Genomic DNA, 13,256 nt, shown 5'->3' with positions numbered 1-13,256 from the left:
CCTGCTGTGCTCACGGCGGTCACCGCCGCTACCGCGCTGGTCGTGCTCTCCCGAGGGTTGTTGCCGTTTCTTCCGAACGTAGCGAAAGATCTGCTGTTGTCCACGGTGCACGACCTGACAGTGTCCGGTAGCATCATCTCGATGGAATCCGTCGAGGACTTGGCGGCGCTACGCAGAGATCCGCATTTCGAGGACATCTGGACCCGGATGGGTCGGCGGATGGGGCTCGACGTGACCGAGCTGTGGCCGGATGAACCGAACTATCATGCCGATCGGTGGCTGGCCGATCACAACTGGACCGTATTGTCGGTGTACGCCACCGATGTGGCACAGCAGTACCAGCGCCCCTTGGACGACGGACCCATGCTGACGAATCTGTTCATCACGGCGCAGCGATAGGTCACGCACCAGCGGTGTCCATCGTGTGAGACGGCGCGGTCTTACCGGCTTCTTCGCCGACGCGGCCGGTCGGCACGATCTACCATTACCGGCCGACCGAAGACGCCGTGTACGCCGACGCGCTCGACCAGGCGCGAACCACCAGACATCGGAGAGCACGACGATGTCCGGGGTGTGGCGGGCGTGATGGTGGTTCGGCCGGGGCCCGCGGGGTGAGCGTCGAGTGTCACCAGATGTTCGACCTGCCGCCGAGTCAGCTCGAGGTGACCGAGCATCGGTTGGTGACCCGCCGCCACAAGGTCTGGTACGAGGACCCCGGCACAGAACAGTCCCCGGTAGTCTCCATCGATTCCCTGAACCTCAGTCGTCGCTGTGGGCTCCGGTTGTCGACTGGCTTGCCGGGGGCTTAGCCGGATCTCTCATAGTGCTACCGCCGCTATCCGGACGTCTCCTTCGAACGCGTCGCACTCTTCGGTATTCCGGTGTATATCCAGTCTCCTCTGGATCGGCCATCAGTCAAGACCTGACCTGACCTGCGGGTGCGATCGCCGCCGGACTGGATCCCGATGACGAGTCGACGAAGGTTCTCCGAAGACTCCAGTCCGGGTGTAGTCAGGGACACCCCGGCGGTCCGGTTCGGTGGCCTTGACCCGGCTAACACTATTAGCCATTATTGGCTAATAGTGTTAGCCGACCCGAGGAAGTGATGGTCATGTCGACAACGGTCGCCGAGAGTCCGGTTCATCGGCAGAGGTATGCCATAACCGCGCGTACCCGGAGTCGGCTCGGGCGCGGCCTACTCTGGCTGGCGGCGGCCGGTGCGGTAGCGTCCGCGGCGACCGCGGTCGGCGGGGTCGCCGACGCGCAGCCGGCGGTGAAGGTGGTCGAGACCTGGCGGGCGTACGGCTATGTGATCTTCGCCGGCCTTTTCGCGCTCCTCGCTCTGCGGCCGAACGACTACCGGGGCGTCTGGGAACTCGTCATCCTCCACAAGGTGGCGCTCACCGTGACAGCCCTCGTCTACAGCCGGAACGACGCGATCGAGGGTGCCGGCGCGATTCTGGTCTGGGATGGGGGGCTGTCGGTTGTCCTGCTCGTCGCCTACCTGCTCTGCCGTGGCTGGTCGTCGTGGGCGGCGCCGGCATCGGCCCGGACCTCTGGTGGGCGCGGGTGAACCGGCGCGAAGAGATCGTCGATGTGGCCGAGTGGTTGCTCGAGCGGGACGGTCCGGGTGGTGTCACCATGCGGCAGGTGGCCGAGCGGTTGGGCATTCAGGCGCCATCGCTGTACAAGCATGTGTCGGGTAAGGCCGATATCGAGGTGGCGTTGCAGCAGCGAGCACTGCAACGCCTGACTGTGGCGCTACAAGCCGCCGAAGACCTGCCGGCCCTCGCGGCGGCCTATCGCCGGTGGGCGCTGCAACACCCCAGGCTGTACGAGTTCGCCGCGCGAACGCCGCTGGCCCGGGAACGGATCGAACCAGGGGTCGAAGTCGCCGCGGCCGCCCGGTTACTGCGGATGACGGGCGGCGACCAGGTGGGAGCCCAGGCGTTGTGGGGCATTGCGCACGGGCTGGTGGATCTCGAACTGGCAGCCCGGTTCCCGGCTGACGCGGACCTGGACGCGGTGTGGGCCCGTGCCGTGGCTGCGTTCCATCCGTCCTGACCCCGCCCCGGCCCTTCTTCTGCGGTCGGCTCACGTTCTGGTATCTCGCCATACCAGCAACCTGGACCGTCTGTCGGATATGGCGTGGTTGGGCTGGTAGGGGTTGAGGGACAGTCGCCCGAGATCCGGCGAGTACGGCGACCCCTATTCGTGTAGGCGGCTGTTCGTGACGAGGTGGATCAGTTCTGGACGAGCTTCATGGAGATGTAGTGGTTGATGCCGGTTCGTTTGGTATGGTGCACTTTCCGTCGTTTGTATTCGACGAAGCCGAGTCTTTCGTAGAGTGCGAGCGCGGTGGTGTTGGTGTCGGCGATGTCCTCGAGGAGGTACTCGCGATATCGGGGGAGCGCGAGTAGATGAGTCAGCAATGCGGTGGCGACCCCGCGGCCTTGGTGATGCGATGAAGTCCCCACGAATTCGAGAGACGCTGTCGCGTCGCCGGCTGCGGGGATGGTCCGCAGGAATTCTCGCCGGAGATCGCTCACCTCGTGTTCCGGCACGAGTTCCTCAGGACCATCCCAGAAGCCGGTGCCCAGACAGCCTCCCTCGAATTCGTCGCGGCAGCAACGCAGTACAAGGGTCAAGGGGTTGCCACCGCCCTGCTGCAACATCTCCTCGCGCTGCCTCAGTATCGCGAGTACCTCCTGGATGGCATCTCCGATATCAACACCAGAGCGCTGGCCCTCTACGAACGGCTCGGTTTCGTCGAGTACAAGCGACGCAAAGTACGCCACACCAGACGGACGGGCATCAACCATTACATCTCCATGAAGCTTATTCAGGACTGATGCGGCACAAAGCGGGCGCCATGGGGTCTATCTCAGGAAGTCGATTCCTCTCTGCTCATCGATGGTGACACCAGAGCGGCGCAACTTGTCACCAGGCACGGCGGTCGGACAGATCCGTTCTACGAGTTCGCTGCGAGGATCGCTCTGAACGGAATGGCCGATGAATCGGTGGATGCGTGCCGGGGCTTGGATTTCTCGCCGTGAGCCGGATCGGCGTCGGAGTCTGAGAGCTGTTCTTTCCGGTGCACCTGTTCTCGCTCGAAGTCGACGACATATGGACGGGTGACGAGCACACGTCCGTCTTCGATGCAAACGGCGTACGCAGCCAGCCGGAAACTCATCTCCGAAAACCTACTGTTATGCGGGCCGGGCCGTGCGCGAGCCCTTTGCCGAGATAGTCGCGTTCCTTCGTCGCAATTCGACTTCGATACCTTCCGCGGCGCCTGAACCCGAGTCCCACGACGATCGAGTGGGTGATCACTCATCGACTAGAGCGGAAGGCACGCGCAAACTGTCGGTTGCGTGAGCCAGCGCGTCCGTCGAGGCGGTCACGAAATCGAGCAGATCCGCCAGCGACTCGGCGTCGCGGCCCACGAACTCCTCCCCGATCGCCCGGCCGAGCCCGGCGAACAACGGGGAAACCTGCCGCGCGGCCTTGCTGGTGATTACGACGAGGATCCGTCGCCGATCGGCCGGATCACGCTCGCGTGCAACATATCCGGCCCTTTCGAGCCGATCGATCATGGCGGTCACGGCCCCACCGCGCGTGATGCCGATGTCCTGCGCCAGCTGCCCCGGAGTCCGCGGGCCATCCATGCTCAACAGGTTCAGACAGCTCAGGTCGGTGATGGCGATACCGAGACGATTCGCGACGGCAGAATGGAACAGCACCGTCCGCGTCGTCTGCCACCGCAGCGCGAGCTGCAGCGAATTCAGGGTCTCCCTCCGGGCCTTCCCCGATGTCACCGGCGACCCCTCCTTCCTAATATCTCTAAAACAGAGAGACTCTCATAGCGAGAGTATACCGAGATCGAGGAGATGGACGATGACCGTGAAACGCGCGATCCCGCTGTGGCTGCTGGTGATATTCGTCGGGATCCAATTCGGGGCGGGCTGGTACGAGAAGCTCGGCGTCATCCCCATGTGGGCCGACGCGCCCCCGGACCAAATACTCGACGCCATGAACGAATCCGGTTTCCAGAGGGCCGGCCGTGCGTTCTGGCCGTTCGTCTCCCCGGTCGTCGCGCTACTGTCGCTGATCAACCTCTACCTGGCGTGGCGCACCCCCGTAGCCTTCCGCCGCTGGTGGCTGGCGGCGGCAGGTACCATGGCCGTCTACTCGCTGTCGACCTACGGCTATTTCGCCACGCAGATGCTGATCTTCCAGTCCCACGGCGGGGACTGGACGCCCGAGCGAGTCGAGTCGTTCATCGACACCTGGACCACCCTGAACTACGGGCGTATGGCGCTCGGCGGAATCGGCTGGCTGTGCGGGCTGCGAGCGCTTTCGCTCTCGGGCAATGCCACCCGGACCACGCCGACGGTAGCCGCTGTGGCATAGCGCAAACCCCGTTCTTCGGGTAGTCGGCTACAGCGCGTGTGCGGTACCGGGCCCTGCTCGGCGTGCGGAAACGCCGTGAACTCCAGATTGCCAGGTGCAGGAGATGGTTGAGACCCGGGCTGCTGATCATAGGGGTAAGGAGACGATGTTTCTGCAAGTGATCATTGCCGAGCATCGACAAGGTTCGCCGAAAACGGCGCGGAGTGCCCGGCAGTCGACCACCGAGGGCGACGCGGTCTTCGTCGCAACCGGAGTCGCCAACTACGACGAAACCCTCGTGGAACGCCCGGGCGAACTGGATCTGCACAGGAGCACGCCTGTTCGGTACCTCAGTTTCGGACATGGCATCCATCACTGCCTGGGACGCAACCTCGCCCGCGCCGAACTACAGATCGCATTCTCCGCACTCATGGGTCGACTGCCGAGCCTGCGCCTGGCAGTCCCGCCGACCGGATAACGATCACGCCCGGTTCCGGCCCGGACAGCCTCCCAGTGACCTGGTAACCCAGCCGCAACCACCCACACGAACGAGCGGCCTCTGGTGATCATTCTGCTTGCCTTCATCGACCTCAGCGCGGGCAAGCCAGTTCCGCGAACACGACTCGGAGATCTCCAAGCTCTCGGCGACCTGTCCGACCGATTTGTCGCTGGTTCGGGCGAGAGCCCGATCGCGCGCTGCCGGAACTCCGGCGGGTGTACTGCAGGTGTACTGCAGGCATCCAGACTCCTCTCGGAGGCGAGTATCTCGCCTTTCCGTTGGTGTCCGGAAGGCCGGGGCAACCTCAGCTTCATCATGGGAAGGAGTGGCGAGCGCCGGGCTTGTCCTCTGTGGTCTGTCCGGACCCGGTCGGCGCCGAAGCTGCTGCCGAGGGGCGATGCTTCGCGCGCACTGTGCCGCGCCGCGGATGGTCGGATGTAGCGCTGGGTAGCGCGGGCGCGACAGGCGTCAAGTGATCTGGGGCAGTTCCGGCAGCGGCTGGGAGATCAGCCGTTGTGCACTGCGTTTGTTCATCCCGAACATGCGCAGTACGCGGTAGGTCATCTCGTCGGAGAGGAAATCGGCGTCTGCTTCGGGCTGTGCATCCAGCAGTTGGAGGACCCCGAGAAGAGCGCCGCCGGCCGCCATAACGGCCATATCGGGGTTCATCGGCTCGAACCGCCCGGCTTTCTGGGCGGCGAGGATATCGCGGCGGGCACGCGGGGCCAGGCCCTCGTCGCGAAGCATGATCGATATTCCGCTGTTGAGGACAACGCGTACCATCTCCGGAAGTCGGCGTTGCAGGCGGCCTGTCATGCGGAAGCTGACAGCGAATACCTCGGCGGGGTCGTCGTAGAGGGCTACTATTCCGTCGCGCATCTCGCTGTAGACCTGGAGTGTGGATCGAACAGCCTCGTCGAACAGTTGATCTTTGGACTCGAAGTGGTTGTAGAACGACCCGAAACCGACATCCGCGGCATCGGTGATCTCCTGGATGCTCACAGCGGAACGGCCTTCGGATAAGAACTTGCGTGCGGCGCCCAGGAGGGCGTTGCGGGTGCGCTCGCGGCGCCGATCGGTGCGGGTGCGCACCTCGGGTTCGGCTGTCATCGGGCCCTCCACCTCGGTTTGTCACCGATAATCGTACCTGACGAAATTCTCAGACTCGATTTCGGAACCAGTATGCGTTCGACCGGGATGCTCGGGCTCAAGCCGAGCGGACTTTCTGAGTATTTCGTCAGCATCTGCTTGACATCGAGTTTCCTCGTGACTGATGATTTCATCATTAAACCGATGGAGGTGGCCGTGACAAGCACAGACAACGACGCCGAAGCCGGGCATACGGTCCTGGTCGGCGACCGCGAGATCTTCTACACCGAATCGGGCACCGGGCCGGTGGTGGTGTTGCTGCACGGCGGCGGCCCAGGAGCCTCGGGCCTGTCGAACTATTCCCGCAATATCGACGTGCTCGCCCGGCGGTTCCGGGTAATCGTTCCGGATATGCCGGGCTACGGCCGGTCCACCAAGCGGATCGATCAGTCCGATCCGTTCGGCGATCTGGCGGCTGCGGTCGGTGGCCTGCTCGACGCACTCGGAATCGACTCCGCGCATCTGGTCGGTAATTCCTACGGCGGTGCCGGGGCGCTGCGGCTGGCGATGGATCGGCCGGAGAAAGTCGGCCGGATGATCCTGATGGGTCCGGGTGGGATCGGTTCCACCCGGGCGCTGCCGACCAAGGGCCTGCAGTCGCTGCTGTCCTACTACGGCGGCGACGGGCCGAGTCGGGTGAAGCTGGCCGAGTTCATCCGGGAATACCTGGTCTACGACGTGAGCGCGGTGACCGAACAGATGATAGACACTCGTTACGAAGCCAGTCTCGATCCCGAGGTGATCGCGAATCCGCCGCTGCGCCGGCCCTCGGGTCCGTCGGCACTGAAAACACTGTGGCGCATGGATCTCACACGGGATCCGCGGCTGGGCAGGGTCAGGCATCCGACGCTGGTGCTCTGGGGAGCCGAGGACAAGGTGAACCGCCCGGCCGGGGCGCGGATGCTCGCCGACCGCATGCCGGACTGCGATATCTACCTGCCCGCGAACACCGGGCACTGGGTGCAGTGGGAACGTGCGCAATTGTTCAACGATCTGGCCGCCGCCTTCCTCGGAGGCCGAGATGAGTGATTTCCTGCGTCCGAACACCGATGCTTCGGTGTTCGGCGCTGTCCATCTCGGCTACCTGGCGGTGGAGTCGCGCAAGATCACCGAGTGGCACCGGTTCGGTGCATCAGCAATCGGCCTGCACGTCGACGAGCCGGACAGCGAGACGCTGCGGTTCCGCTTGGACGACCGGGCCTGCCGGTTCCTGATCCGCCACGGACCCGCCGAGGATGTGACCGCGCTGGGCTGGCAGGTCGACGATCACGAAACCTTCGATCGGATCCTGGCGCGGGTGAGCGAGCGCGGCGTCCCGATCGAGGCGGGCACCGCCGAACAGGCGGCGCTGCGCGGGGTGGAGCGGTTGTGGCGGTTCCCCGGCCCGAAGGGGATCGCGACCGAGATCTTCACGACCGCGACGACCACCACCGAACCGTTGCGGATGCTCAGCTCCGCTTGGGTGACGGGCAAGGCCGGGATGGGGCATGTGGCGATCGTGTCGCGGGAGCCGGAATCGATGCACGGCTACTACCGGACGCTCTTCGACTCGCGGTTGTCGGATTTCATCGACGAGAACGTCTCCGGGCTGCGGATGAAGATCCGGTTCCTGCGGGTCAACGAACGCCATCACTCGGTCGCGATAGCCAATATCCGCGGCATCAGGATAGACCCGATCCGCACGCGGGTGCAGCACGTGAATATCCAGTCGGCCACGCTCGACGATATGCTTGCCGCCTACCGCCGGGTCACCGATCTCGGGTTCCGGATGGCGTGGTCGGTCGGCCAGCACACCAACGACCGCGAACTGTCCTTCTACTGCCTCACCCCGTCGGGTTTCGAACTCGAGGTCGGCTGGAACCCACTCGTACTGAACCCCGACGTCGAGGCCGCATGGCAACCGGTCACCCACCGAGGTATCAGCATCTGGGGCCACGACACGGTATCGGAAACCGCGCTGGACAAACTCGCCCAGATCCGCAATGCCGCCAGGCGGCTGCGCACCCCCGAGATCACAGTCCCGGAGCTGGCAGGAGGGCTGCCGCGATGAGCGATATCGATTACGAGGTCGTGATCGTCGGTCTTGGCCCGACCGGTCTGACCCTGGCCAACCTGCTGGGCCGGCGAGGCATCGAGGTGCTGGTCCTCGAGCGGGAACCGGAGTACTACGGCCTGGCCCGCGCGGTCTACACCGATGACGAGGGCTTGCGTATCTTCCAGACCGCCGGTGTCGCCGATGAACTCGCCGCCGATATGAATGTGGACTCCACCGTGCAGTGGGTGCGCGGAAACGGCAAGGTCCTCGCCCAGTTCAACGAGACCGCACGGCCGCTGGGCTGGCCTATCTCCAACTTTCTCTACCAGCCGTACCTGGAGAACTCGCTGGAACGAGCCCTCGACCGGTATCCGCATGTGACGGTGCGCCGCGGGCGGGCGGTGACGGATTTCGATCAAGGGGGTGAGTTCGTCGATATCGAACACGCCGGGTGTGCCGGTGCGGGTTACGGCAAGCGGGAACCGGTGACCGATCCCCGCACCGCCGAGCGGGTACGCGCCCGGTTCCTCGTCGGCTGCGACGGCGGCCGCAGCGTCGTGCGGGCCCGGCTGGGAATCGAGATGTCGGGCACCAGCTTCCCCGAACGCTGGCTGGTCGTGGACCTGAAAGCATGTGAGGGCGTCGATGCTTTCCGGCACCTGCCGTATTTCGACTTCGTCTGTGAACCCGGATTGCCGATCGTGTCCTGCCCACAGCCCGGCGGGCACCACCGTTTCGAGTTCATGCTGCGTAAGGAACAGACCAAGGAGGAGATGGAGGACCCGGAGACGGTCCGGCGCCACATCGCCCGATATGTCGATCCCGACGAAGTCGAGGTGCTGCGCAGACTCGTCTACACCTTCAATGCTGTGGTCGCCGACCGATGGCGCGACGGCCGCATCCTGATCGCCGGCGATGCCGCGCATATGACCCCGCAATTCATCGGCCAGGGCATGAACTCGGGGGTACGTGATGCGGACAACCTGTCCTGGAAGCTCACTACGATCCTGCGCCACGGCGCCGATCCGGCGATCCTGGACAGCTACGAAACCGAACGCCGCCCGCACGCCGAGGCCATGATCGATCTCTCGGTATTCAACAAGAACCTGGTCTCCGTAGACAACGCCGCGCTGGCCCGAGCCCGCGATATCGGCCTGATGACCGCGATCCGGATACCGGGCCTCGGCAGCTGGATCAAGGCCGCGAAGATGAAACCTCGCCCGCGTTTCCGCCGCGGTGCCTACCTCGGGCTACCCCGCCCACGGGTTCGTGGTGTGGAGGGAATGCTGGCTCCACAGCCCGAAATCCGCACCTACGAGGGGAAACACCGGCGGCTCGACGACACGCTCGGCCTCGGGTTCGCCCTCCTGGGGTACGGCGTCGACCCCCGCCGCGCGCTGTCTGCCGCCGATCTCGCGACCCTGCACGCGTTGGACGCGACGTTCGTCGTGGTCTATCCGCGCGGCGGCCGGCCGCAAGGGAAACCGGGTGACGGGCGCGACGACATCGTCGATATCGAAGACCACACAGGTACTTTGACCAGGTGGTTCCGCAAGGCGGGAGTCCGCCCCGGGGGTGTGGTCGTGCTGCGGCCGGACCGTTTCGTTTTCGGCACCGCCGCGAGCGGCGTGATCGCGCCTCTTATCGCGGCATTACGTCGTCAATTGCGTCTGTCCGGTGAGCCGGCGGGCTCGAAAGCCACCGAAGCCGTTTCCTCGCGTGCGGAAGCCTGGTGATTGCGGCCTGATGTCCGGTCCGTGTTCCCTGAAAGTGAGTTTGGCTGAGCACCCCTCATTTCGCCGCTGCGACCAGCCGGCGGCGCCTCCTCGGTGGCGCGGCGGCCGCGACATCGGGCGTCGCCGCGCTGGCCGCGTCGTGTCCGTCTGCTACGAAAGCGCAGGCCGTCCCCAGGCAAGAGCAATCCCCACCGCCGTCGGGCGTCTGTCGGATCGACCTGCACGCTCATTTCCTGCCTCCCGACTATCGTGCATCGCTGCTGGAACACGGCCATCTGACGATCGGCGTGGGCGAACCGCAACTGCCTTCCATACACCGGCCGGCGGGACGGAGGAGAAGTGCCATTCAAGTCCTGTAGAGGAGGATGCTCCCGAAATAGGGACAGTGGCAACTCCGGCCGTTGTCGCTGCCGTGCACGAGAACAGCAAGGTGTGAGAGTTGCGGCGAGAGAGTCCGCTGTCTCGACTTTTCTCGGACATGGCTGATGGACTGCGTAAGCGCGAGGTGCCCGGAATCGCTGGGCACCACGAGCGCGCTTACAGAGGCCCGCTCGGTGCGGATGGTCTGCGGGACTCGGCCGGTAGGCATGATGATGCCCAGGCGGCGGCAGCCGGACAGCTGAACGACGCCACGGAGCCCGTCAGGCGAGATGGTGAGGAGAAGACAGGCCCTGCAGATGAGGGAATGGCCGGATTCACACCGGACTCCCTCGTCAGCGTCGTGGCCAACCGGCGCTCGGTCGACTGGAATGCCATAGTCGGCGACCATCGCGCGGTCCTGTTGGGTGAGCGTCACTACAACGCGCCGGGACGAGAGTTCCTGGCCGGCCAGGCTCGAGCCATACGGGAAGCGGGAATCACTCACTTCGGTGTCGAGGCACCCCCACATTCGGCGTTCGACGAGCTGAACGCGGGCCGACCCGCAGATCTCACACAAGTCGGATTGAGGCACTTGTCAGGATACGAGGAGGTGATCCAGGCGATGAAGGCCGAAGGTATCACCGTCGTCCCTCTCGACATGCCTCGATCCGCAAATCCGGCCGGCGACGCCCGAGACGCCCGAGACAGAAATATGGCCGACTCCATCGACGGCATCTTGTCCCGAGAACCCCGACACCAAAGTCGCCGCCCTGCTGGGCCGCCTCCACACCGGCAACACTTCGCAATACTTCCCGCCCAACGCCGGTACGATTCTGCACGCCGGCCCACACTCGACGACCAGCATCGCGTTCACGGGAGGCTACGACAGGACCAACGAACTCGCCACCGTGGCACGCGATCACAACGCCGCCGGTGAAACCTTTTTCGCAGATCTCCGGGACTACCACAGCGCCGGCGGAGATTTCTGTTCCGGCGAGGACGCCTATCTCCACCTACCCCAATCCGACCCACCACCCCACCTGTCCCCGATGTTCGGTGTGAGGCGACATCGGCGGCGCTGGGAGTCGCCCTGGGAGACATGACGGCGGCAATGACCGATTCCTGACAATCGCCGCGGTCGCGCCAGAAACCGACATTCGAAAGGGTGATCGGGACCAGGCGCGTCGTCGGCCTATTTCCGGGCAGCAGGTTGTCCCTCTCGATGCAGTGGACTCAGAACAAAGTATCGCGCAACCGCAGCGGCCGGTAGCCGGTCGGGCCGAGTTGGGCGAGTCCGTGCACGGAGCGAAACTCACCGAGCCCTGTCGACCGGTGTCGAGATCTCCCTGAATCCCGCCGGTGCTGCACCGTTTCGACTCGCTGGTATCACGAACTGACGGCGGACCACGGGCTTTCTATTCGGCATCCTCATGGCGGCATTTTCTGCTGCTGTCAGAAGGTCGGGGTCAGCGTGGGAGCCTGATCCATAGGGCCCGCTTCGGGCCGACGACCTGTCATTCGGCGTCGCGGGCGTCGGGATCGCGCGGCGGTCGGGTGTGTTCCGCCGAGATCGGGCAGCGGGAAGGAGTAGTGCCTATCGATGCGCTGTGGCTGCGGATGAACGCCGACAGCGGGGCGGCGTCCTCGTCGCGAACCGGATATTCTTGTACGCGCAGCTGTTCCAGGGCGCCGTCGCTGTATAGACGGTGTTCCACAGTGCGAGGCAGTTGAGCATCAGCCCGAGTGCGGAGAGCTGGTCTTCCATGCCCACGTATCTTCCATGCCCTCGTAGTAGGTGTGGTCATCTCGCTTTCTTCCCGTGGTAGATCCGCCCAGGTCGTGGCGTCCTCAACTTCTCTTTCCGCAGCCGCGCCGACTCGTCCCACTCGACCGACGACAATCCCGCCGAGGCCGGCGCCGCAGATCGAGATCCTGGGTCGAGGGCCTTCTCGACCCACAACCTCGAAGTCTCGTGATGCAACCCGTCATCGACGTATATGATTCAGTCCCGTAGAGGACTGCGGCTCGCAGTGTCGAGGCCATGGTGCTGGTTGACCGGGACATATCACAGGAACTGATCCCCGGTTGCCGGGTGATCCGGGAACACTCTCGGGTCCGGCTGAATATCGCCCTCTGTCATGCTTCATGCATGTCGTCAGAGTCGGTCGAGGTGTTCGAGCAGTACCGGGCGCGACTCCTCGGCCTGGCGTACCGGATGCTCGGTTCCGCGGCCGAGGCCGAAGACATCGTCCAAGAGGCGTATCTGCGGTGGCAGTCCACCGAACCCGGTTCGGTGGAGGCGCCCTCCGCATGGTTGGCCAAGGTCGCGACAAACCTCTGTCTGAACCAGCTCGATTCCGCACGCAATCGCCGAGAGCGATACGTCGGGACGTGGTTGCCCGAGCCGGTGCTGACACCGGACAGTGATTTGGGGCCGCTGGAGACGGCTGAGCAACGTGACACGGTGTCGTTCGCTTTCCTTGTGCTCGCCGAACGGCTGAGCCCGACCGAACGAGCGGTATTCGTGCTGCGCGAGGCATTCGGCTACAGCCATCGTGAAGTGGCCGAGCTGATCGGACTTTCGGAGCCGAACTGTCGACAGCTCCACCGTCGCGCGCGGAAACGATTGGCCGGAACCGAGCTGTCGCGCTCGCCGACCGACCTGCTCGACCACCGAGCGCTGGTGGAGCGGTTCCTGACCGCTGCACAGGACGGCGATCTCGTCGGCCTGGAGCTGATGCTCGCCACGGACGTCAGCTCGGTCACCGACGGTGGTGGCCGGCCCGGTGTAGCGCGCCGGCCCCTGCAGGGCGCGGCGAAGGTCGCACGATACCTGGCGGCGACGGCGAGCCGCAGTGTTGCGGATGTGCAGACGCGCGTCCGCGAGGTCAATGGTGTGCCCGCATTACTGGCCTGGTCGGATTCGGTGCTGGTCGGCGTGCTCGTCCCGGAGATCATGGGCCGGTCTGTCACTGCTGTCCGGATCGTGGCCGACCCGGACAAGCTCCGCTTCCTGGGTACCCAGGTGGCGCGGTTGTCACGTTGACCGGGGCTGTTCGGTTCCTTGTGGTGTAGGACGAATCCT

At 64.7% G+C, this 13,256-nt stretch carries 15 protein-coding genes and 1 pseudogene; 11 read left to right on the top strand and 5 right to left on the bottom strand.

Going from position 1 to position 13,256, the window contains the following annotated elements:
- Nucleotides 1–6 precede the first annotated feature (6 nt).
- The 4 genes from AB0H42_RS25955 (at nucleotide 7) to AB0H42_RS25940 (ending at nucleotide 2,064) form a co-directional block, all read left to right on the top strand.
- Nucleotides 7–399, top strand: a complete 393-nt coding sequence (locus tag AB0H42_RS25955) for a hypothetical protein (protein ID WP_357060341.1) — start codon at nucleotides 7–9, stop codon at nucleotides 397–399.
- Nucleotides 400–506: 107 nt separating this feature from the next.
- A complete protein-coding gene (locus AB0H42_RS25950) occupies nucleotides 507–809 on the top strand; it encodes an IS66 family transposase zinc-finger binding domain-containing protein (RefSeq protein ID WP_357060339.1) in 303 nt (100 codons plus the stop codon).
- Between the two features lie 302 nt (nucleotides 810–1,111).
- Nucleotides 1,112–1,573, top strand: a complete 462-nt coding sequence (locus AB0H42_RS25945; RefSeq protein ID WP_357060336.1) for a hypothetical protein — start codon at nucleotides 1,112–1,114, stop codon at nucleotides 1,571–1,573.
- Complete coding sequence (locus AB0H42_RS25940; RefSeq protein ID WP_357060334.1) at nucleotides 1,570–2,064, top strand: WHG domain-containing protein; 495 nt, start codon at nucleotides 1,570–1,572, stop codon at nucleotides 2,062–2,064. The genes AB0H42_RS25945 and AB0H42_RS25940 overlap by 4 nt, the downstream gene beginning before the upstream one ends.
- 179 nt (nucleotides 2,065–2,243) lie before the next feature.
- Here the strand turns inward: AB0H42_RS25940 and AB0H42_RS25935 are convergent, their stop codons facing one another.
- Complete coding sequence (locus tag AB0H42_RS25935; RefSeq protein ID WP_357060332.1) at nucleotides 2,244–2,675, bottom strand: GNAT family N-acetyltransferase; 432 nt, start codon at nucleotides 2,673–2,675, stop codon at nucleotides 2,244–2,246.
- Between AB0H42_RS25935 and AB0H42_RS25930 the strand changes: the two genes are divergently transcribed.
- A complete protein-coding gene (locus AB0H42_RS25930) occupies nucleotides 2,580–2,852 on the top strand; it encodes a GNAT family N-acetyltransferase (protein ID WP_357060485.1) in 273 nt (90 codons plus the stop codon). The genes AB0H42_RS25935 and AB0H42_RS25930 overlap by 96 nt on opposite strands.
- 119 nt (nucleotides 2,853–2,971) lie before the next feature.
- Here AB0H42_RS25930 and AB0H42_RS25925 read toward each other — a convergent pair whose 3' ends face one another.
- Both AB0H42_RS25925 and AB0H42_RS25920 read right to left on the bottom strand, forming a co-directional pair.
- Entirely contained in the window at nucleotides 2,972–3,193 is a 222-nt protein-coding gene (locus AB0H42_RS25925; RefSeq protein ID WP_357060329.1) for a hypothetical protein, read from the bottom strand.
- A 136-nt stretch (nucleotides 3,194–3,329) separates the two neighbouring features.
- The gene (locus AB0H42_RS25920; protein WP_357060326.1) at nucleotides 3,330–3,818 is read right to left on the bottom strand and encodes a MarR family transcriptional regulator; all 489 of its coding nucleotides are present in this window, start codon (nucleotides 3,816–3,818) and stop codon (nucleotides 3,330–3,332) included.
- Nucleotides 3,819–3,897: 79 nt separating this feature from the next.
- Between AB0H42_RS25920 and AB0H42_RS25915 the strand changes: the two genes are divergently transcribed.
- A complete protein-coding gene (locus tag AB0H42_RS25915) occupies nucleotides 3,898–4,413 on the top strand; it encodes a DUF1772 domain-containing protein (protein ID WP_357060324.1) in 516 nt (171 codons plus the stop codon).
- 145 nt (nucleotides 4,414–4,558) lie between these two features.
- A complete protein-coding gene (locus AB0H42_RS25910; RefSeq protein ID WP_357060321.1) occupies nucleotides 4,559–4,870 on the top strand; it encodes a cytochrome P450 in 312 nt (103 codons plus the stop codon).
- A 489-nt stretch (nucleotides 4,871–5,359) separates the two neighbouring features.
- Here the strand turns inward: AB0H42_RS25910 and AB0H42_RS25905 are convergent, their stop codons facing one another.
- On the bottom strand, nucleotides 5,360–6,001 hold the full coding sequence (locus tag AB0H42_RS25905) for a helix-turn-helix domain-containing protein (RefSeq protein ID WP_357060318.1): 642 nt from the start codon (nucleotides 5,999–6,001) through the stop codon (nucleotides 5,360–5,362).
- 195 nt (nucleotides 6,002–6,196) lie between these two features.
- Between AB0H42_RS25905 and AB0H42_RS25900 the strand changes: the two genes are divergently transcribed.
- Genes AB0H42_RS25900 through AB0H42_RS25890 form a run of 3 tightly spaced genes read left to right on the top strand, consistent with a single transcriptional unit; the run spans nucleotide 6,197 to nucleotide 9,811 of the window.
- Nucleotides 6,197–7,069: an alpha/beta fold hydrolase gene (locus AB0H42_RS25900; protein ID WP_357060315.1), complete on the top strand. Its 873-nt coding sequence runs from the start codon at nucleotides 6,197–6,199 to the stop codon at nucleotides 7,067–7,069.
- Entirely contained in the window at nucleotides 7,062–8,090 is a 1,029-nt protein-coding gene (locus AB0H42_RS25895; protein WP_357060312.1) for a VOC family protein, read from the top strand. Before AB0H42_RS25900 ends, AB0H42_RS25895 begins: the two co-directional genes overlap by 8 nt.
- Nucleotides 8,087–9,811 (top strand): bifunctional 3-(3-hydroxy-phenyl)propionate/3-hydroxycinnamic acid hydroxylase, encoded by a 1,725-nt coding sequence (locus tag AB0H42_RS25890; protein ID WP_357060309.1) that lies wholly within the window; start codon nucleotides 8,087–8,089, stop codon nucleotides 9,809–9,811. Before AB0H42_RS25895 ends, AB0H42_RS25890 begins: the two co-directional genes overlap by 4 nt.
- 1,979 nt (nucleotides 9,812–11,790) lie before the next feature.
- On the opposite strand, the pseudogene AB0H42_RS25885 reads toward AB0H42_RS25890, so the two are convergent.
- A pseudogene (locus AB0H42_RS25885) lies at nucleotides 11,791–11,948 on the bottom strand (Tn3 family transposase); the annotation flags it as partial.
- Between the two features lie 372 nt (nucleotides 11,949–12,320).
- Here AB0H42_RS25885 and AB0H42_RS25880 point away from each other — a divergent pair.
- Nucleotides 12,321–13,217: an RNA polymerase sigma-70 factor gene (locus tag AB0H42_RS25880; protein ID WP_357060307.1), complete on the top strand. Its 897-nt coding sequence runs from the start codon at nucleotides 12,321–12,323 to the stop codon at nucleotides 13,215–13,217.
- The last annotated feature ends 39 nt before the right edge of the window (nucleotides 13,218–13,256 follow it).

The sequence above is a fragment of the Nocardia sp. NPDC050799 genome (assembly GCF_040654015.1).
Taxonomy (GTDB): domain Bacteria; phylum Actinomycetota; class Actinomycetes; order Mycobacteriales; family Mycobacteriaceae; genus Nocardia.
The sequence above is the reverse complement of the archived record's forward strand: the minus strand, read 5'-3'. Positions and strand labels throughout refer to the sequence as shown.

Bases quoted from the DNA above. Each gene is read 5' to 3' on its own strand.
- AB0H42_RS25925 (WP_357060329.1), bottom strand. From the start codon at position 3,193: ATGAGTTTCCGGCTGGCTGCGTACGCCGTTTGCATCGAAGACGGACGT.
- AB0H42_RS25945 (WP_357060336.1), top strand. From the start codon at position 1,112: ATGTCGACAACGGTCGCCGAGAGTCCGGTTCATCGGCAGAGGTATGCC.
- AB0H42_RS25935 (WP_357060332.1), bottom strand. From the start codon at position 2,675: ATGTTGCAGCAGGGCGGTGGCAACCCCTTGACCCTTGTACTGCGTTGC.
- AB0H42_RS25915 (WP_357060324.1), top strand. From the start codon at position 3,898: ATGACCGTGAAACGCGCGATCCCGCTGTGGCTGCTGGTGATATTCGTC.
- AB0H42_RS25905 (WP_357060318.1), bottom strand. From the start codon at position 6,001: ATGACAGCCGAACCCGAGGTGCGCACCCGCACCGATCGGCGCCGCGAG.
- AB0H42_RS25890 (WP_357060309.1), top strand. From the start codon at position 8,087: ATGAGCGATATCGATTACGAGGTCGTGATCGTCGGTCTTGGCCCGACC.
- AB0H42_RS25880 (WP_357060307.1), top strand. From the start codon at position 12,321: ATGTCGTCAGAGTCGGTCGAGGTGTTCGAGCAGTACCGGGCGCGACTC.
- AB0H42_RS25910 (WP_357060321.1), top strand. From the start codon at position 4,559: ATGTTTCTGCAAGTGATCATTGCCGAGCATCGACAAGGTTCGCCGAAA.
- AB0H42_RS25895 (WP_357060312.1), top strand. From the start codon at position 7,062: ATGAGTGATTTCCTGCGTCCGAACACCGATGCTTCGGTGTTCGGCGCT.